This window comes from Caproiciproducens sp. LBM24188, assembly GCF_054130445.1.
Map to the genome: position 1 here is coordinate 2620301 of NZ_CP196862.1, position 18830 is coordinate 2639130.

An 18830-nucleotide genomic window follows, 5' to 3' on the forward strand; every position below is an offset into this window, starting at 1 on the left:
CGTTAAATGAAATTCCACAGCTCCTCATGCGGCGAACCGATAACGGTGCTGGCCACAAATACCCCCTGCTCTTTGGCGTAGCGGGAACCGTTTTCCACGGCCGCCGTAACGTCGGCGATTTCACCGGACAGGAATACAATTCCCTTCCCGCCCACGCCGCGGGCGGTCCTCAATTCCACAATTTCCACATTGGAGGATTTTACAGCGGTATCTGCCGCCTGAATGGCGCTGGCTATCGAGTAGGTCTCGATGGTGCCGATTGCGCCCTTTTTCGATTCGGGCTGGGCACCCAGAAGCGCCCTAACCACACTGGGCTCAATACGGCCGATCAGCGTGGAATCCACCAGGTATGTTTCATAAGAAGTGCGGATTTTCTCCATTGCTGCGTTCACCTGCGCAAGCTCGCCGGTAATAATCAGCTCAAACTTGCCGGGGCAGATCGGCTGTGCGGATATCAGGCGTATGCCCGCCGCCTTCAGTGCGTCATCGGAAGCCTGAACACCCATGGCGATGCTTTTCAGTTCGAGTACCCCTACAGAATATTCCATCTTACTTCACTCCTTCCGATGCGATTTGAATTGCGGTTTCCGTTACGCTCCGCACGGTTCCGGCAACCGGGGTATGCAGCGCTGCGGAGATTCCTTCGTCCGCCCGTGCAATCATCTGCCCGGCCTGCACCGTATCCCCTGCCTTTACCACCGGCACAGACGGCCTGCCGACGTGCTGGGAAAGTGGAAGCGTAAACACATCCTGCGAAATTTTAAAATTCTCCCGGTACTGCGCGACCCGGTCAAATTCAGCCACGCCAATGCGGCTTTTAAAGCGGCTGACCGGAATCATGCGGTTATCACGGTTTGGATCGGGCGTCGTTGGCTCTGTACTCCGGTAGCCAATCCGGTTTTTGCCAAGGTTCTTTTTCACTTCAAACATGGTGACCGAAGGGGAAATTCCCTGGCAACAGGCCATCAGCGTGCAGACGCTGCAGCCGCAGCAAAGCGACGCGGTCAAAAGGTCATCCGGGTGGCTAATCACTTCAGAGCCGACGGCCCGGAGGGTTTTATGCGGCTGAATCGGGTAGCCGATCAGGTGGCGCGGGCACATATCCGTGCAGTAAGAACACTGGCAGCAGGCGGAAGATGTCCGCCTGACCGCGCGCTGCGCGGAAAGTGATTTAAAAGCAATCGCCGGAATCTCGCTTGGGAGAATCAGCAGCGATTTTGTTTTCTTCGTTATTCTTGCGGTGGCGGGGTTTATCGGCATGCCCATCGCAGGGCCTCCGTCGACTACGGTGCAGTCCTGCGGGACCGTAACCCCGGCCGCCTTCAGCACGGTTTTCACATCACAGTTAATGGGAACCTTTACCACCATCGGATTTGGAACCTTCCCGCCGATGGTAATCCACTTTTCCGTTACCGGAATTCCGCTGAGGCTATGGTATACGTTATAAGCGGTTTCCACATTAATGACGACAACCCCCACCTTGGACGGGAGCTGGCCGGGCGGCACAATTCTTCCCAGTGCCTGATAAATCAAAATAATTTCATCCCCGATGGGATAAACGTCCGGCAGAGTTTTTATCTTTGCGCTAACACCCGCGGTGTCGCCTTCCCGGCAGCCCAGCCGTGCGGCGGTGTGCGCTTTCATGGCAATCAGCACCTGCTTTGCGCCAAGCGCTTGTGCCATCGCCTCTGCACCAGCTGCCACACGGTCCATGTGCTGCTGCAAAATCACATAATCCGTGTAAAGCAGCGGTTCGCACTCCGACGCGTTGACCAGCACCGTATCGATACCGGGCGCAAGCTTCATATGGGTTGGGAACCCGGCTCCGCCTGCTCCGATTACGCCGGCCGCTTTAATCTTTTCCCTGAGTTCTTCTAAGTTCATCGGACGCTTCCCTTCCTGCATTCTATCGCGTTCTTTCCCAAGCGGGAAAACCAGAACGCATTTGCTCAGTCAATAATTCCTACAATCACCGCATCTGTCGGGGTATCCGGACGGTCCAGGGCAAGCCTTGCGCCGCTTCCGGTGGTAATTAAAACCTTTTCCCCGATTCCTGCGCCGACCGTATCAATGGCAATGATGTATTCGTTTGTGTCTTTCCCGTCCCGGAAAAGCTGTACTTCCAGAAATTTTGAGCCGACAAGAGATTCCACCTTACGGGTGGATACAATGGTACCAATCACTTTTCCGCTTAACATAAGCTACCGTTTCCTTTCATCGGATAAAGGCAGGAGTTCCTACCTTTTAAACATGGTTACTTCGGTTTTATCTTTAAACCCGATGGCGTTTGCGTCATCCGTGTCAATATGCATTTCAAGGGTATATTCCGGGCTGACGCGAATTTGAACCCCGTACAGCATGGTTCTGCGTTCGCCCTCCGCCAGCGTGTTCACATAATCCCCGTCCTTCACGCCAAAGCGTTTCGCATCTTCGGGGGACATGTGGATGTGCCGGTTCGCAATGATGCAGCCTTCCTCCAGCTTCACCACGCCTTTCGGGCCGACGATTGTAATTCCCGCAGAACCCTTCAGGTCGCCGGATGGCCGAACTGGAGGCTTCACCTTTAAAACAAAGCTATCGGTGGCGGAAATTTCCACCTGAGACTGTTTTCTGAGTGGGCCAAGCACGCGCACCCTTTCAATGGAACGCAGCGAGGGACCGATGATGGTTACCTGTTCTTTAGCGGCGTACTGCCCGCCCATCAGCGGTTTGATTGGCGTCAGCTCGCTGCCCGGCCCGAACAGGGTATCCATATCCTTTCTGGAAAGATGCACATGGCGTGCAGATACGCCCACCGGAATAATCGGAAATTCGTCAGATGCCTGCGGTGCTTCCTTCTTTGGCTCTGCCGGAGCGGACTGCAAACCTTTGGCAGCCAAAATCTGCCGGACAATTTCTTGAATTACTTTTTCGTCCACTGCCATAAAAATCCTCCTCCGCTGCCGCTACCAAAGCGTTCCGACGCTTGGGGCGTTTTCCCGCTTATAAATTGGTACCGGCATGATTTAAAAGGGCGGCGGAACCGTCGTCCCGCCGCCGAACGGTCAGGTGCTTTGCAAAAAACCTGTGGAACACAACAATCTTACTTTACACTGGGAAGGATTTTTTCAACGTCCGAATGCGGTCTCGGAATGACGTGAGTTGCAATGACTTCTCCCAGTCTTGCCGCGGCTGCGCCGCCCGCCTCAACGGCTGCTTTCACTGCGCCGACATCGCCGCGCACCATAACGGTTACCAAACCGGAACCGATTTTTTCCGTGCCGATGAGTGTAACGTTTGCAGCTTTCGTCATAGCATCTGCCGCCTCAATGGATGCGACCAAACCTCTGGTTTCCACCATGCCTAATGCTTCCATTTCATAACGCTCCTTTTTTGTATTTTGATGTGCCGTATTCGAAACGGCTCTCGTTTTTCTCTTCGCCGGTTCCGGTGCGGGCTGCTGTTTTGCGGCCAGCGATTTTTCCACCATGTTTAGAACCTGGGGGTCCGTTGCGGCGATGACAGATTGCTTTACCTGCGGGGTTTGCGGTTTCTTCCCCGTGCCTTCGTTTTTTTCTAGCGGTTCATTTTTTTCATTCTTGGCTGCCATAACGATGACCATCCTTTCGCTGAGAACGTTTGAAAATCCGGATCTTCACGCTTACAGTTTCGAGTCTGTGTAGATGAATTTCTGAATTTCAGGATGAGGACGGGCAATGACCTCACAGAGCTTTACCTTGCCGACTTTTTCGGCAGCTACTTTCCCCGCGAGGGCCGCCGCCTGAACATCCGAAACGCTGCCGTCCACGACGACGGTGACCAAACGGCCGCCAAGCCTGCGTTCAATATGTACCAGGCGAACATCCGCTGCTTTCAGCATGGCGTCCAGGCCGGTAATGGCCGCAACAAGCGCTTGCACCTCAAGCAGTGCGATTGCCTTTTCCAACAAAAATCACCCCACTATTATTTCAGGGAAGGAAGAATTTTCTCTACGTCGCTATGCGGTCTGGGGATGACGTGTGTGGCAACGACTTCGCCCAGTCTTGCCGCGGCTGCGCCGCCTGCTTCAACCGCTGCCTTTACTGCGCCGACATCGCCACGCACCATGACACTTACCAAACCGGAACCGATTTTTTCTGTGCCGATGAGGGTGACGTTTGCTGCCTTTACCATGGCATCCGCGGCTTCAACGGATGCGACCAAACCTCTGGTTTCCACCATACCTAATGCTTCCAACATAATTAAGCTCTCCTTTTCTTCATTTCAAAGTGAACGGAATTAAATGGACCTTTTTCCCGCCAGTCCGGCAATTATTTTACGGAAGGGAGAATCTTTTCTACATCGGTGTGCGGTCTCGGAATGACGTGTGTGGCAATGACTTCGCCCAGTCTTGCTGCGGCTGCACCGCCGGCCTCAACGGCTGCCTTCACTGCGCCGACATCGCCGCGCACCATAACGCTCACCAAACCGGAACCGATTTTTTCCGTGCCGATTAAAGTGACATTTGCTGCCTTTACCATAGCATCTGCTGCTTCAATGGATGCGACCAAACCTCTGGTTTCTACCATACCTAATGCTTCCAACATAACTGTAATCTCCTTTTTCTTCTTTTCAGTTAATATTCCAGGATATTGAATTTATCATGACCGACCGCGTTGATTTTCGCCATTTTCTTGGTGTCATCCGCTTCGTTGGAAATGATGTGGGACAAAATAAACTGACCTTTTTCCTTTGCAATCCGTTCCCCGGCCTCCACGGCCTGTTCCACGTCGGAAACAGCGCCCTGAATCTTTACGGACATAATCAGCGGAACTTCCGCCGCGTCACCTGCCGCGGGTTTGTTTTTATCCAGCGCGACTATGGTTACATTCCCGGCTTTTGCAGCCGCGTCCGCAACAACAATCGACGTGGCAAAGCCGAAAACTTCTATCATGCCTAACGCCATAATCTCACCTCATTCCGGATCCGGTTTTACTTCGCAATATAGCAGATTTTAATGCCCTTCTGAGAAATGTTGGTTTCCATCGCTTCGTTCATCTGGTCCAGCGGGTACCGATGGGTAATCAGTTCTTCCAGCGGCAGACCCAGTGCCTTCGCGCGCTTCATGAAGGCAATGGTGTTCGGGTATTCGTCCGCGCCGTAATCCCAGGAACCAACCAACATGATTTCTTTGTTGCAGATATCGAAATGCGGGTTGATGGTGCATTCGCCGTTATTGACGAAGAAGCCCATTTCGCACAGGCCGCCGCCGCGGCGGACATATTTGTAAGCGTCGGATGCAGCGTTCGGGTTGCCGGTGCACTGGTACACAAAGTCCGCACCGACGCCGTCCGTCATGGCCTTTACCGCTTCCACGCGCTGCTCCAGTGTGGTGAGCTCCTTAAAGTTGATGACTGCGTCCGCACCGAGCCTGCGGGCGAATTCCAAACGTTTTTCGTTGCCGTCCAACGCGATGATGTAGTTGACGCCCATGGTGCGCAGGGTGGCAATCATCATCAGGCCGATCGGGCCGCAGCCCTGCACCAGCACCTTGCTGTTAAACTTAAGGCGTCCGGTTTTCTTGCCCTGTTCCAGCGCGTGGGTAGTAACAGCAGCGGGTTCCAACAGCATTCTCTGGTCCAGAGAAAGCTCGTTGACCACAAAGAAGGTGGAACCTTTCTTAATGTGCAGGTGGGTGGCAAACCAGCCTGCCAGATGATGATCCGGGCTGTCGGGAATCAGGCCGTGAATGCCCTGATTTTCGCACAGATTCTGTGCTTCCGGGTGATTCAGGCAGTTCCAGCAGTGGTTGCAGCAAATCACGGAGGTCACGATTTTGTCGCCGATCTTTACCGGGTGGCCCTGCGTGTCGTGTGTTACATTCTTACCCAGCGCAATAATTTCACCGGTTCCTTCGTGGCCGAGCACCAGTGGAATATAGCCAAAGGGGTCGCCCTTCCATTCGTGCACGTCGGTGCCGCAAACGCCGCAGCCTTCTACCTTAACCAAAATTTCATCATCGCCGATTTCCGGAATGGGAAATTCTTTGACTTCGAAATGCTTTGCCGCAGTCAGCATAGCAACCCTTGCCATGCCGGACGGTGCAGCCGTAGTTACGTTACCCATGTTGGAAAGCACGGAACGGACAATGCTCTCAATCTGGCTTGCATTAATATCCATGATGATAACCTCCCATAAAAATGATTTATACGATATGAAGCGAATCGACCATAACGCATCTTCTGCGGCGGGTGAAGCTTCTGGCGGAGGTCAGGCCCTCGCCGGTCGGCCCCGCAATGGTGAACGTGCAGTGGCCCTCACCGCCCACGCCGATGCCTGCATAGGAAGGAGCGTTTTTCACGAAGATGGTGGTTTCCACTGCCTTGGCGAATTTCGTCAGGTTCTCAATATTCTTGGAATGCATATGCGCAGTATGACGGTTGCCGTGTTCAGCGCGAACCGCCATGTCAATTGCGGTGTCTACATCCGGCACGCGCACAATGGCCAAAATCGGCATCATCAGCTCAATTTGGACAAAGTGGTCTTGTTCCTGCGCTTCGCAGATGACGCAGCGGATTTCGTCGCCCACATCGATGCCAATCTGCTTCAGAATCAGCTTTGCGTCTTTGCCCACCCATGCTTTGTTGATGACCTTTTCGCCATTCTTGCCGTCCTTCAGTACAACCTTCTCCAACTGGAGCATCTGGTCACGGTTGATGAGGTAAGCACCGTTCTGCTGCATGTAGTAAATCAGCTCGTCGGCAATCGACTGCAGGGCAAATACTTCTTTTTCCGCGATGCAGGGTAGATTGTTATCGAATGTGCAGCCGTCGATAATGTCTTTGCCGGCCTTTGGAATATCGGCGGTATCATCCACAATCACCGGGGGATTGCCAGCGCCAGCGCCGATGGCCTTTTTGCCGGAGGACAAAAGCATTTTTACAACGCCCGGGCCGCCGGTGCAGCACAGCATCTTAATGTACGGGTGTTTTACCATGATGTCGCTGGTTGCCAGCGTCGGCTTCGCAACGGAAACCGCCAGATTCAGCGGAGCACCCGATTCCTTTGCCGCGCGGTTGACCAGGTCGACCGCGTAAAGGGAAGTTTTCACTGCGCCCGGATGAGGATTAAACACCACCGTATTGCCTGCAGCAATCATGCCGATGGAGTTGCACAGCACGGTTTCGCTCGGGTTGGTGCTGGGGGTAATGGCTCCAATGACACCATAAGGCGCCATTTCATGGAGCGTCAGGCCCTTGTCGCCCGAAATAGCTTCGGTGTGAAGGTCCTCCGTACCAGGGGTCTTCATCGCCACATAGCGGTGCTTCAGAATTTTGTGCTCCACGCGGCCCATGCCCGTTTCCTCCACGCCGAGCTTTGCCATAATGGGGGCTTCCTCCATAATGAGACGGCGAATGCAGGAAATCATTTTTTCCCTCTGTTCGTATGACATGTCGCGCAGTACCTTCTGCGCCTGATACGCCGCCTCGATGGCATCGTTCATATCGTTGAATACGCCGAGATACGTTTTGCCGTCAATCACAACACCCTGATCGGCCGGCGCAGCGGAAACGCCGCCCATGCCTTCCAGAACCTTGCGAACAATTTCCGCGATCTCTTTTTCCTGTATATTCAAGGCATATTCCTCCTTTTCCATGCGTTTTTACCGTTTTATCGTACAAACCTGTAAAAACACGGATAATTTAATTAATTGATGAAGACTTCATTTCATTTCGCCGTTCAAACTGTTCCTGCGCATAATGTGCCAGGGAAGTATCCTGCTCGGCTGAACCGCCGCTTACCCCGAATCCGCCCAGCAGACGGCCGTTTTCAAACAGCGGAATGCCGCCGCCGAAAATCACGATGCGTCCGCCGTTCGTATTCTGTATCCCGTAAAGCGGGCCGTTCGGCTGACTGAGCGTGCCGAGCTGTTCGGTGGACATTTTCAGCGAGCAGCTGGTAAACGCCTTGTTCTGCGCAATGTCTACGCTGGCGATGTATGCGCCGTCCGCGCGGAGCAGTACAACCGGATTTGCGCCTGCGTCGCAGACCGCCGTGACCACCGGAAGATTCCATTCCTTCGCTTTGTTCAGCACCTGCCGGCACAGCCAGAGTGCCAAATCTAGGAATTCTTCCCCTGCCGGGGCTGGAACGGAAGCCACTGCCTGCGGCGCTGCGGAAACTGGAACAGCCGCCGGAATGCCGGCCGCTTTCGCGTCCATCATACGCGCCAAGGCGTAAAGTAAATCGGATAAACGGTTGCCCCACATCATAGCCTCCCGCGTTACGCCGCCGGTCAGCTTGCTGGCGACCAGTTCACGTTCCGCGCGCCGCGCGATGGTGCGCGCAAGGTCCAGCGCCGCGCCGGCCGGACTATCGCCCGGCGTGATAAACGCCGTGATTTCCGGAACGGACTCCATAATCAGGTCGATGGATTTTTCCATAGCGGACACTTTTTCTTTGGTCGCAAACCGTTCCCCGCCCGCCAGTTCCGTACTGAAGGAAATTACGTCCTGCTGAATGGAGCGGACAATTTCACCGGGCTCGGGGGGCATTTTGCTGCGTGCCACGCCGAGCGCCGAATTCAGCTCGTCCAGCGTGCCCAGCAAGGAAAAAATCGGGCTGTTTTTCGGAATCATCCGGCGCGTAATCGTGCTGGCAAATCCGTTATCTCCGTTTTTGGTGTAAAGATTGCTCATGTTTGGGTTTTCCTCCTTTGGAGGTTGAATGCGTGAACGATGCAGCTCACTCCGAAAGCGCCAGACCCAGGGCTACTGCGCTGTGCGGCGGCAGGAATCCTAGAAGATTGGCACGCCCCGCCGCAATGCGGTAGGTGCTGAGATATTCAGAAAGAATATCCGCAATTTCAAAATCCTGCGAACTGCCGCCGACCAGAACTACAGAACCGATGCGCCGGATTTCCCCTTCGGGAGCGACCGCTTTTAGTGCGCGCTGCGCGTTGGTAAGGAACACCTTTTTCTTTGCCGCGCGGCGGACCGAAGCGATTTTATCCATAGTCAGCTTTTTGTCCGACCGGATAGGCACCAGCCCATCATCCGTAACAACCACCACCCGCGAAAAGTACTGCGGCGGCAGCGGCTCGGTTACAAACCGAACGCTGGAATCCTCGAACCGAAGGTACAAAAGCCCATCCACCTTGGCCAGCGGAAACTTTTTAATCAGCTCCGCTGTATCACGGTCATTGAGGTTTAATTCCAGATTAATCATCCGGGTGACCATTTCCCCCGCGCCCGCGTGATGGATGGAAACCACTTTTCCGGTTTCATCGATCAGCGCCGCGTCGGTGGAACCGCCGCCCAAGTCCAGGATAGCGAGCGGTGTTTCGCAGCCGGGCGTAGTCAGCGCGCCTTTCAGCGCCATTTCCGCTTCCTTGCCGGAAACGGTCACGCTTACACCGGTCTGCCGTTCCAACGCCTGCGCAATGCGGTTCATGTGCAGTGCGGAGGTCTGCACCATGGCGGCGAGCATCACCACGTTTTCCATGGCATGTTCTTCCGCCAACGCCCCGCCGACCTTAACAGCCGCAAAGGTATCCGCCGCCAGCAAGTCAGAGATTTTCATCTCTTGTACCGGCTGTTCCGTCAGCTCCGCCATGGTCTGCTTAATGCCGCGGATCAGCCCGCCGACGTTGGTGCCTTCCTCCCCGGAAGCATCTTTCAGGCGGCCCGCCTGTTCCAGCGCCGCCATAATCGCATCGGAACCTCGGTTCACGTCCAACTCCACGGTTTTGCGTTCACCCTCCATACGGAGTGTACCCGCCGGAATCCGGCGCGACTTTACCTGAGCGCCCTTTGCCCGGATGACCACGCCGGAACGGCAGCCGGTCAGACTGCGCGCCACCGGAATGCTGTCTTTGGTCTGCTGGGCGTCCAGATGGAACAGCCCCGCGATTCCGTAGGGGTTGGAAAGCGTTCGGATGCTTTCTCCGTTCCGGGCAACTTCGACGGCGGCCGGAACATGAAGCTCCACCTGATCGATGCGCTTCACTTCGTCCACAATGGGAATGGTCCGGGTCAGGCGGTTGGCAATCAGCACGCCGTCGTCCTGCCGCACAATCGCGGCCACCACATTGATTCCGCGCTCAAACGCCCGGTTCAGCAGATTGGCGGCTTCATAATAGGGGCAGTCATCCACAATGGCCACCAGATTTTCCTTTTGGCCAGCCTGTGCTTCCAGTTCACGAACCGGTGTCGTCAACCCCATAGCAAGACCTTCGCCGCCCGGGGTGTCCGGGTTATGGCCAATCATAGCCGAACCGATAACCACCGTTTCGCTGACGGTATCCATGGAAAGGTCGCTGATAACCGGAGCTGCCTGATTAATCCGGATGGAACACACGTCCCTGCGGTTCAATCCTGCCGCGGAAAGCGCTTCGTCCAAAGCGGCAATACAGCCCTCCACGTTGCGCAGCGTTCCTTTCACACCGGTGGTTGGCTTCATGGCAGAGGAAAGGTACACAGGCTTTTCCGCGGTTTTGTCCAGAACCACCGCTTCCGTGGTGGAATTTCCAATATCAATTCCAACCACAATTTTTTTATTTTCCCGGTAGGAAAACCGGTTTTCGGATGCTTCGCTCATAGTTCGCAGCCTCCTTTCGGTTACGGATGAAGGATGCCGCGTTTTTCGTAGACTTCCGCCGCCTCGTGCACCAGCTGCGCACACAGGGGAGCGTGGTAGCTGTTCTGTAAGGTTTGCTCCAGTTCCTGCAGCTGCGCTTTGGTGGAACGGTTCGGGCGGAGCATATCGTACATTTTAATAATGGTATCGTCCGGCACACGCGTCAGTTCCGCAGCACGCCGCAGGTTTTGTCCCAACTGGGCTTTGCCTGCGCTTTCTGCCACCTGCGCCTGTGCCAGAAGCATTTCGTCGGAAATTCTTACGTCCTTAATGTCGACCTTGCCGGAAAGAACATGGTCCAAGGTGATGTCCGAAATGCTTTTGCCGGTCGGTGTTTTGACGGAATCGGCGTGCTTTTGCAGAATGGGGTAATCCGCCGCCGTATATCCGGTTGTTTTTTTCGGAGAAGCGCTTGCTGCCGATTTTTCCGGCTTTGACTGCTGTGCTTCTCCTGCTTTCAGCTCCCGGGCAAGCAGCGCGACAAGATTTTCAACCGTATGCTCCGTTGCGTTATCCATTGCGCCACTTCACCTCCAGCTGCACCGGCTTTTGGCCGGGGCGAATCTGCTGTGTTTCCTTAATATGTAAAACAGCCGCCTTGGTTTGGTAAGTCGGACGAACCATGGGGTCATTTTCCGTTTCAATCGGAACCGGCGACTGGCCTTTTGCGTACCGCGCCGCGTTTTTGCCGATTTTACGGTAGATTTCCAGTGTAATCAGCGGCGCCTGCGGGAACAATTCCAGGTTGGACAGCGGGAACAAATCTTTCTGATGAATAACCGTCGTGCCCTTGGACTGAATGCCGATGCCGATGCCGGAGCCGCTGTAACCAGCGGCACGTCGGGCGATAAACGAAACGTCGGAAATATCCACCACGCGGATAAAGCGCGGCCGCAGCCCCTCTTCCTCAATTCCGGCGGCAATTTCGCGCAGAACCTCGGAATGCGGAATTCCGCAGATGGTTTTCGTCTGGGTATCACCGAATGCGGGGGCCAGACCGATGACCACCTCATCCGGGCTTGTGCCGACTTTGGCCTCGCCCACTTCGGTGATGGTAAAGTCGGAATCCGGCTCGGCACCTGCCGGAGCGGAAGCCGGCGATGCGGTGTACCGGGAGAGCTCTTCCATGACCTTGCGGGTCACTTCCGCAACAAGCTGTTCATCCAATGCCATGTTATCCTCTCTCCTTTACATTTCATCCGGGTCGAGCGCCTGCGGGATGTTTTTGACCTTTTCCCACTCGGCGCCCTCCAGGCGGTATCCGGTTCCGGGGCCCTGGTAAACGTTTTTATTATTAATCGAGCTGTGCACATTAAAATCGCGATCCAAAATTGCTGCGGTCTGAAGATAATCCCCCGAAACGCGCTGTTTGAGCATGTTCAAAATTGAACGCGCCACATCCTCGTGGCCGGTCTGCGACAGCGCGCAGACAATGTCCAGCCCGTTGACTTCGCCGTCCATTACGCGTTTTGCAGCTTTTAGGTCTTCTTCTACATTACGCTTCGCCGTAATATCCTTGCTGCCGTGTGCATAAACGCATTGTTCCACCTGTTCATCGGTCACGGGCGGAAAGCCCAGCCGGTCAAACAACGACTGCATGGCACGGGCGGCTTTATAGCGAACCGCCACGGTTTCTTCCTCCGTTACCGGACGAAGGCCGCCGTCCACCTTCAGGTCGCGCTGAAGCACGTTGTAATCGTCAAAATCGTCGGCGTCAAAATTGGAACCGGCGAACATGTTGTCATAGTTCGGTGTGCAGCTGTAGCCGGAAAAGATGAAGTCCGTCCCCGGAAGCATCTGCATCAGCATACGGGCTGTGCGGCGAATATCCGAATGAGAAAACGTCTGGTCATTACTGGAGGCACATTCCAGGCCGAGCATGGCGGCGATCAGGTTTTCGGAAAGCACCGCACGGATTCCGGAAGGAACCGAGCTGGCAAGTCCAATGCAGCTGACCGAACCGTTCTGCGTTCCCTGAACCCCCGCGCCCTTAATTAGGAGCAGGCAGCGGGCTTCCAAGTACAGCATGGATTTCTTTTCCGCGTTTCCCATCAGCGCCTCCGATGCGGTACCGGAGGTGCAGCGCACCTTGATTCCGCGGGAGGCATAAGCGGATGCGAGGAATGCCTTGGAATACGGCGTGTCGTCGCCGTCCACAAAGACCTTCTCCGTACCGTAAACGGAAAGCGTTTCCGCATACGTGGTAATGCCGAGCATTCCCAGCATCAATTCGGTTGCTTCTTCCACAGCGCACTGGGAAAGCACGCCGGGGCGGCCGCACTGGGAACCGACCAGAAGTCCGATGGCACAAAGCGGAGCGTAGCGGGCGACCCCGACCGTGGTTTCGGTCTCCGCAAAACCGCGCAGGGCAGCTTCCGCCGCGTCGCAGGCAATTTGAATCGGATTGTCATCCTTGTTGGTTACATGGGTCTGGTTAGCCGGGAACAGGCGTTCCCGCACCTTCTGCATAGCCATCATCATTTCCACCACGTTCAGGTGGCTCATCACCTCGCAGAGCTTTGCCGGGGTCATGCCGCCTGCAAGGCGGGTAATTTCCTCCTTGCTTATGGAAATATCCACCAGCATGCGGGCAAACTGAAGCGAGTCCATTGCCATCGCTTCCTCTGCGATGGAACGGTCAATTGCGTGGTCGGCAATGAAGCAGTCTTCAAAATCGAAATCTTCGCGGCGCTTCTGATCCATCTCGACAATCACGCCGTTTTCTATTCGAAGCGAAGGCTTTGGGTCATAGGGGGAATCCATCGCCACAAACCCAAATTCAGGGCACTCTTTAATAAAGCTGTCCTGATTTACCGGACGGTCATGCAGAACTTGAAATCGTTTGCTTTGCGGCATTGTTGCGACCATCCTTTCGTTGAGCACTTTTTTCTAAACCGGTACGGCACTGCTTATTTGCCCAGCTGTGCGAGAACCTTCTTGGTGATTTCACGAACAAGATCATCGGTGGAAGTAGAAGACGCTGCGGCCGGTTTTGCCTGAGCAGCGGCTTTCTGTTCGGGGGTCAGGCAGTGGCAGTTCGATGTGCCGCGGTTTGCGCATTTGCTGCAGCCCGGATGACGGCCCGGCAGGCCCATTCTTTTGCGGACTTCCAGCAGCTTCTCAATTTCCTCGCAGGTAAACTCTCTGCCGCCGCCAAGCTGGTTGGCATAGAAGCTGACCTTTGCGAAGAATTCCAGGGATTCCATCTTAAAGTAAGCAGTCATAAGGTCAGGTCCCATGGAAAGAGCACCGTGGTTTTCCAACAGAACTGCGTCATGTGTTTGAATTTCTTCTGAAATTGCGTCCGGAATTTCCATGGTGGAAGGAGTGCCATATTTGGTCAGAGGAACATTGCCGAGGGCGATGACAGCTTCCGGCATTATGTAGGAATCCAGACCGAGGCCCGCAACAGCGTGCGCGGTAGCAATCGGAGGATGTGCGTGAACAACCGCTCGAACGTCGGGGCGCTCCTGATACACTCTCAGATGCATTTTGAATTCGGAGGACGGACGGTACTTGGCGTTGGGTTCCAGCATATTTCCCTTTCCGTCTACCTTTAAGATCATATCCGGGGTCATAAAGCCCTTCGATACGCCGGTTGGTGTGCAATAGAACTCGTTGTCGTTTATTTTAACGGAAAAGTTGCCGTCGTTTGCAGCGACGAATCCGTTTTGATAAATTCTGCGGCCTATTTCGCACAATTCCTTTTTAATTTCGTAAGCTGAAGATGCCATACTGATTTCTCCTTTTCAATCATTTTTCACTATTGATTTTATTCCGGTTTCTTGGTATGATTTTATCACAAATAAGCAAATTGAACTATATTTGGCGTTATAATTGAGAAAAAGGCACCGAAAATTTAAATAATCGTCAGAAATAATCAAAATTAATCACAAAGAGAGGAACCCGAAAAATGATTGCTTACGAGCGCAAAAAACAGATTCTTGAGCTGATGCGGCAGAACAATCGGGTGGTAACGGTCGACCAGCTCTGCGAAAGCCTGTTTGCAAGCGGCGCGACCATCCGAAGGGATTTAAAGGACCTGGAGGAAAGCAAGCTCATCCACCGCACGCATGGCGGCGCAGTACTGGTGGAAGGAAGCACCAGTGAAGACCCGCTTGCCTTCCGAGAAACCCAGAACTCCGTAAAAAAGCAGGTGATTGCCGACCTTGCCATCCGCCATGTGCGCGACGGAATGACGATTTTTCTGGATTCCAGCAGCACGGTGAACACACTAGCAAAAGGGCTGGAAAAGTTCAATAACCTGAAAGTAATTACAAACGGCCTAAAATCCGCCCTGCTTCTTTCGGAATTCAAAAATGTAAAAGTCCTGTGCACGGGCGGTTCCCTTCGGGAAAACTCCAAATCGCTCGTCGGCCTGGCGGCAAAGGAGTTCATCAGCCGCTACAATGCCGACCTTGCGTTTCTTTCCTGCCGCGGGTTCAGCGTGGAAAACGGCGCCTCGGAAGCAAGTGAAGACGAATGCTATGTGAAAACGCAATATTTGGCGAACAGCAAAAAAGCGATTTTAATGTGCGACACATCCAAAATGAACCTGGACTTTATGTGTCGGCTTGCGCCGCTCAGCGAATTTTATGAAGTCATCACAGAGAAAAAGGAAATCAACGACCTGTGCAACCAGTACACGCATCTGCACACACGCCCGGGCATGAATTCCTGACGCTATGAAAAAAGAACACCATCAGAAAAACAGCACCCCATTTGTCAGGCCGTACCAAGGTACGGAACGACAAATGAGGTGCTGTTTCTTCCATTTCGATTGCGGCCCTGTAATCAAAATGACAGGAACCGGCAGTTTTATATTGGAAACTCTTAATAGGTAAAATGGAACAAATCGTTCAGCCAAGTTTCGCACAGGCGGAACCAGCTGGCGCAGTGGGGATTCGGAGTATTCACCTCGTCAGAGCACATGGAAAGGCCGTGCCCGCCGTTGGGATAAATATGGCATTCAAAGGGAACTTTATGCTTCTGCAGCGCCGAAATAAACAGCATGGTGTTTTCCACCGGCACCGTGCCGTCCTCCACGGTATGCCATAGAAAAGCCGGCGGAGTCTGGCTGCTGACCTGCTTTTCCAAAGAGAAAAGTTCCAGCAGTTCCGGGTCGTCTTTTCCTCCCGTAATCTGGCAAATGGAGCCCCGGTGGGCATACGGGCCGCTGGAAATGACCGGATAGCATAAAATCATGGCGTCCGGCCGGTTTGCCCCGTTGCCGGTGTCCGTTTTTTCCTTCAGCGCCGGATGGTTCCACAAAGTTCCCAGGGATGCCGCCAGATGCGCGCCCGCGGAAAAACCGCATACGGCAATCTGGTCTGCATTAATTCCCCATTCTGCGCTGTTGCGCCGAATCAGCCGCACGGAATCGGAAATTTCCACAAGCGGGCGCATCTGCGCGGCCTGCTCCTTAACAGAGTAATATAGGATAAACACATTGTACCCTCTGGCAAAAAAGGCAAACGCGGGCGGGTCCGATTCCCGCTCGGATAAAAATTCATATCCGCCGCCGGGGCAAATCAAAACGCAGGGCCGTGTTAGACGGGTTGGCATTTCATTTTCCACCCGGTCATGCAGGTATCCAATCAGTCTTGCCTTACTGTTTTCACTCGGCTTCATGTCCAGCTTAATCAATTCAATCACATCTCCTCATATTCAGGTGAACTGCCGTTACTATATCACTTTAACTGAATAAAAGCAACCGTTCCCTAAGCTGAAAAATCCAATTTTCCGGGGGCTGTTCTCCGCCTTTTCGCGGGTACATTCACATCGGAAATTGCTTAATAAACAGCTGTGTGCAAATTTAATAGGATCAGGTCGCGTTTTTTCTTGGCAACCAGTTCTTCAGCGAGCTGCGCTTAACAAATAGTACGGCGCATAACAAAGTTGCTGTGGTCACACCGCAGAACACGAATCCGCTTCCCCCGCCGAAGTATCCCATTCCCAGGCCGGAAAGGAAATTTCCGATTGGTGTTGAGCCCTGATTTAAAAAGGAGTACACGCTCATGACCCGCCCTCGGTAATCGTTGGAAGAGTTGATTTGGAAAATCGAATTGGCCATGTTCATAAAAACAAGATTGTTAAAGCCGATTCCGGCAATCAACACAGCACTCATCCAGTACTGATGGGAAAAGATCGTCAAAACCTGCAGCAAAGCGCTCACCGCCCCGCTGAAAATCAGCAAACTCTTCTTTACGCCGAATTTGCTGCGGTAAGCCATGGTAACCGCACCAACAAACGCACCGAACCCGGCCGCAGCCATCAGCGAAGAGTAGCCGTCCGCGCCCCGTCCAAGTACCTCACGCGCAAAAATGGGGATGATGACATCGTTATTCATGGCGAAAGTGCAGACCACGGCAGTAATCAACACGTTCAAAATTAGCGTGTCATTGCGGCCAATGTAACGGATTCCGTCCACGATTTCCGGCAGTATATGCGCATTTGCACGGTGCACCGGCGTTTTCTCCACGCGAATCAAAAGGATTCCGGCGATGACCGGAAGAAAACTGACCGCATTAATGAAAAAGCAGACGGTCATTCCGCACTGAACCATCACGAAACCGGAGACCGCCGGTCCCACAATTTTTGCGAGGTTAACAATGGTGGAATTCAGGGAAATGGCGTTGGTCAGGTTCTCGGGACCAACCAGTTCAATAAAAAAAGACTGCCGGGCGGGCATATCAAGGGTTTGCGTAAAACCAAACAGCATACTGAGCAAAAGGATGTGCCAGTATTGAATCCGGCCGCTGAAGGTCAGAAGCGTCATGATGACGGCCTGCAGCATGAAGACGGTCTGTGTTAAAATCAACAGCCTTTTCTTCGGAATCCGATCCGCCAAAACCCCCGCAAACAGGGAAAACAACAGCATGGGGGTAAATTGAAACACCCCAACCAGTCCAACCTTAATTGGCGAATTGGTTACGGTGTAAACCAGCCACGTCTGCGCCGTGCGCTGCATCCAGGTTCCAGTCAGGGAAATACACTGGCCGAACCAGAACAGCCTAAAATTCCGGTATTGCAGGGCGCGAAACGTCGTATGAAAAAAATCAGAAAATTTGGATAAAACGCGATTCAATCGAATCCCTTCCACATTAAAACGAGCATTATTGCACATCATCAATGCATTTAATTATAGCACAGACTGCCAAATGGATACCATCAATGTACTATATAATAAGAAAAAATCGACGGTTTGATTCCAATATTCAAACCATCGATTATTTCTTTGATCAGACTATTCTCATAAAAAGAAGCCACCAGCCGGGGGAAAAGCAGTCCCGACCGAATGAGGCAAACTGCTGTGATATGGAAAAAACCCACCCACGGCTGTCCGAAATATTTTACGTTATTTGCTGCTGACGGAAGCCTGTGAGCTTGTAGTACCCGAAGATGGATTGGAAGGACTTGCAGCACCGTTCGTATTGGCAGAGGAAACTGTAGAGGTCGTTGTCTTGGCCTTCGGTGTTTTATAAATCGTAATTTCCACGCGGCGGTTCTTGGCACGCCCTTCTTCTGTATTGTTATTGGCAACCGGAGAAAAATGGGCATAGCCTTCAATAGAAACTTTATCCTGATCCAACCCGTATTCAATCATCTTATTCAGCACCGTCACAGCACGCTCGGTAGAAAGCTTCCACGAAACCTGGTCGCCGGCCTGCGTATGGGGGCCAACGTCGGCGGTATGGCCGCTGAACGTAACATGATCCACTTGGTCGTAAACCTTGGAAATCGCGTCTTCAATTTCCTTCAAAACCGGCTCGCTGCCCGGCAGCATCGTCGCGCTGTCCGGCCTAAACATCAGTTGATCTTTCAAGTGAATTTTTACATAAGTATTGGTGTTCACCAGGCCAACCTGATTCTCCAGATGATTCTGGTCCACATACGACTGTAAAATATTATAAATCTGATCCAGTGCATCGACCTGAACGCCCGTGATGCCACTTCCCTTTCCGAGCCCGCCTGTGCCATTTCCGGTCCCATTTCCGGTCCCTGTACCTGTACCCGTTCCCGTTCCAGCAGAAATCGAAGTACTGGTACCAAGCGCTTCGCCCATGCTCTGCGCAATCTGAGCGAATTTTTTTGCATCAACATTGCTGGTCGCATACAAAATAATAAACAGCGCCAGCAACAGTGTGATCATATCGGAATAGGTAAGCAGCCATCTTTCACTGTTTTCGGGCGTTTCCGACATCTTTTTCTTCTTTTTAGCCATAATCTATAAT

General features: G+C 53.3%; 21 protein-coding genes. 1 reads left to right on the forward strand and 20 read right to left on the reverse strand.

The window, feature by feature from the left end:
- Positions 1-2 precede the first annotated feature (2 nt).
- The 17 genes from ACSVDI_RS12335 to ACSVDI_RS12415 all read right to left on the reverse strand — a co-directional run bounded on the left by ACSVDI_RS12335 (position 3) and on the right by ACSVDI_RS12415 (position 14330).
- Positions 3-548, reverse strand: a complete 546-nt coding sequence (locus ACSVDI_RS12335; protein WP_457943302.1) for a BMC domain-containing protein — start codon at positions 546-548, stop codon at positions 3-5.
- A 1-nt stretch (position 549) separates the two neighbouring features.
- On the reverse strand, positions 550-1884 hold the full coding sequence (locus ACSVDI_RS12340; RefSeq protein ID WP_457943304.1) for a 4Fe-4S dicluster domain-containing protein: 1335 nt from the start codon (positions 1882-1884) through the stop codon (positions 550-552).
- A gap of 65 nt (positions 1885-1949) precedes the next feature.
- Positions 1950-2198: a EutN/CcmL family microcompartment protein gene (locus ACSVDI_RS12345; protein ID WP_457943305.1), complete on the reverse strand. Its 249-nt coding sequence runs from the start codon at positions 2196-2198 to the stop codon at positions 1950-1952.
- Positions 2199-2237: 39 nt separating this feature from the next.
- The gene (gene pduL / locus ACSVDI_RS12350; RefSeq protein WP_457943306.1) at positions 2238-2924 is read right to left on the reverse strand and encodes a phosphate propanoyltransferase; all 687 of its coding nucleotides are present in this window, start codon (positions 2922-2924) and stop codon (positions 2238-2240) included.
- 158 nt (positions 2925-3082) lie between these two features.
- On the reverse strand, positions 3083-3355 hold the full coding sequence (locus ACSVDI_RS12355; RefSeq protein ID WP_457945644.1) for a BMC domain-containing protein: 273 nt from the start codon (positions 3353-3355) through the stop codon (positions 3083-3085).
- Positions 3356-3640: 285 nt separating this feature from the next.
- Positions 3641-3925, reverse strand: a complete 285-nt coding sequence (locus ACSVDI_RS12360; protein ID WP_457943308.1) for a BMC domain-containing protein — start codon at positions 3923-3925, stop codon at positions 3641-3643.
- 17 nt (positions 3926-3942) lie between these two features.
- Positions 3943-4221: a BMC domain-containing protein gene (locus tag ACSVDI_RS12365; protein ID WP_457945645.1), complete on the reverse strand. Its 279-nt coding sequence runs from the start codon at positions 4219-4221 to the stop codon at positions 3943-3945.
- A 68-nt stretch (positions 4222-4289) separates the two neighbouring features.
- A complete protein-coding gene (pduA, locus tag ACSVDI_RS12370; protein ID WP_457943310.1) occupies positions 4290-4565 on the reverse strand; it encodes a propanediol utilization microcompartment protein PduA in 276 nt (91 codons plus the stop codon).
- A gap of 29 nt (positions 4566-4594) precedes the next feature.
- Complete coding sequence (locus ACSVDI_RS12375) at positions 4595-4924, reverse strand: BMC domain-containing protein (RefSeq protein WP_457943311.1); 330 nt, start codon at positions 4922-4924, stop codon at positions 4595-4597.
- Positions 4925-4950: 26 nt separating this feature from the next.
- The gene (locus tag ACSVDI_RS12380; protein WP_457943313.1) at positions 4951-6138 is read right to left on the reverse strand and encodes a zinc-dependent alcohol dehydrogenase; all 1188 of its coding nucleotides are present in this window, start codon (positions 6136-6138) and stop codon (positions 4951-4953) included.
- A gap of 25 nt (positions 6139-6163) precedes the next feature.
- Positions 6164-7594, reverse strand: coding sequence for an aldehyde dehydrogenase family protein (locus ACSVDI_RS12385; RefSeq protein WP_457943315.1), 1431 nt, complete (start codon positions 7592-7594; stop codon positions 6164-6166).
- 67 nt (positions 7595-7661) lie between these two features.
- Positions 7662-8657, reverse strand: a complete 996-nt coding sequence (locus ACSVDI_RS12390) for a cob(I)yrinic acid a,c-diamide adenosyltransferase (RefSeq protein ID WP_457943316.1) — start codon at positions 8655-8657, stop codon at positions 7662-7664.
- A 46-nt stretch (positions 8658-8703) separates the two neighbouring features.
- A complete protein-coding gene (locus ACSVDI_RS12395; RefSeq protein WP_457943317.1) occupies positions 8704-10557 on the reverse strand; it encodes a diol dehydratase reactivase subunit alpha in 1854 nt (617 codons plus the stop codon).
- 20 nt (positions 10558-10577) lie between these two features.
- Positions 10578-11114: a diol dehydratase small subunit gene (locus ACSVDI_RS12400; RefSeq protein WP_457943319.1), complete on the reverse strand. Its 537-nt coding sequence runs from the start codon at positions 11112-11114 to the stop codon at positions 10578-10580.
- Positions 11107-11769: a propanediol/glycerol family dehydratase medium subunit gene (locus tag ACSVDI_RS12405; protein ID WP_457943321.1), complete on the reverse strand. Its 663-nt coding sequence runs from the start codon at positions 11767-11769 to the stop codon at positions 11107-11109. Before ACSVDI_RS12405 ends, ACSVDI_RS12400 begins: the two co-directional genes overlap by 8 nt.
- A gap of 15 nt (positions 11770-11784) precedes the next feature.
- Entirely contained in the window at positions 11785-13452 is a 1668-nt protein-coding gene (locus ACSVDI_RS12410; RefSeq protein ID WP_457943323.1) for a propanediol/glycerol family dehydratase large subunit, read from the reverse strand.
- Between the two features lie 53 nt (positions 13453-13505).
- A complete protein-coding gene (locus tag ACSVDI_RS12415) occupies positions 13506-14330 on the reverse strand; it encodes a class II aldolase/adducin family protein (protein WP_457943325.1) in 825 nt (274 codons plus the stop codon).
- A 179-nt stretch (positions 14331-14509) separates the two neighbouring features.
- On the opposite strand from ACSVDI_RS12415, the gene ACSVDI_RS12420 reads away from it, so the two are divergent.
- On the forward strand, positions 14510-15277 hold the full coding sequence (locus ACSVDI_RS12420; RefSeq protein WP_457943327.1) for a DeoR/GlpR family DNA-binding transcription regulator: 768 nt from the start codon (positions 14510-14512) through the stop codon (positions 15275-15277).
- 152 nt (positions 15278-15429) lie between these two features.
- On the opposite strand, the gene ACSVDI_RS12425 is transcribed toward ACSVDI_RS12420, so the two are convergent.
- From ACSVDI_RS12425 to ACSVDI_RS12435, 3 genes are all read right to left on the reverse strand, one after another.
- Positions 15430-16251 (reverse strand): alpha/beta hydrolase, encoded by an 822-nt coding sequence (locus tag ACSVDI_RS12425; RefSeq protein WP_457943329.1) that lies wholly within the window; start codon positions 16249-16251, stop codon positions 15430-15432.
- A 169-nt stretch (positions 16252-16420) separates the two neighbouring features.
- A complete protein-coding gene (locus tag ACSVDI_RS12430; RefSeq protein ID WP_457943331.1) occupies positions 16421-17683 on the reverse strand; it encodes an MFS transporter in 1263 nt (420 codons plus the stop codon).
- A 270-nt stretch (positions 17684-17953) separates the two neighbouring features.
- Entirely contained in the window at positions 17954-18820 is an 867-nt protein-coding gene (locus tag ACSVDI_RS12435; RefSeq protein WP_457943333.1) for an OmpA/MotB family protein, read from the reverse strand.
- Between the last annotated feature and the right edge of the window lie 10 nt (positions 18821-18830).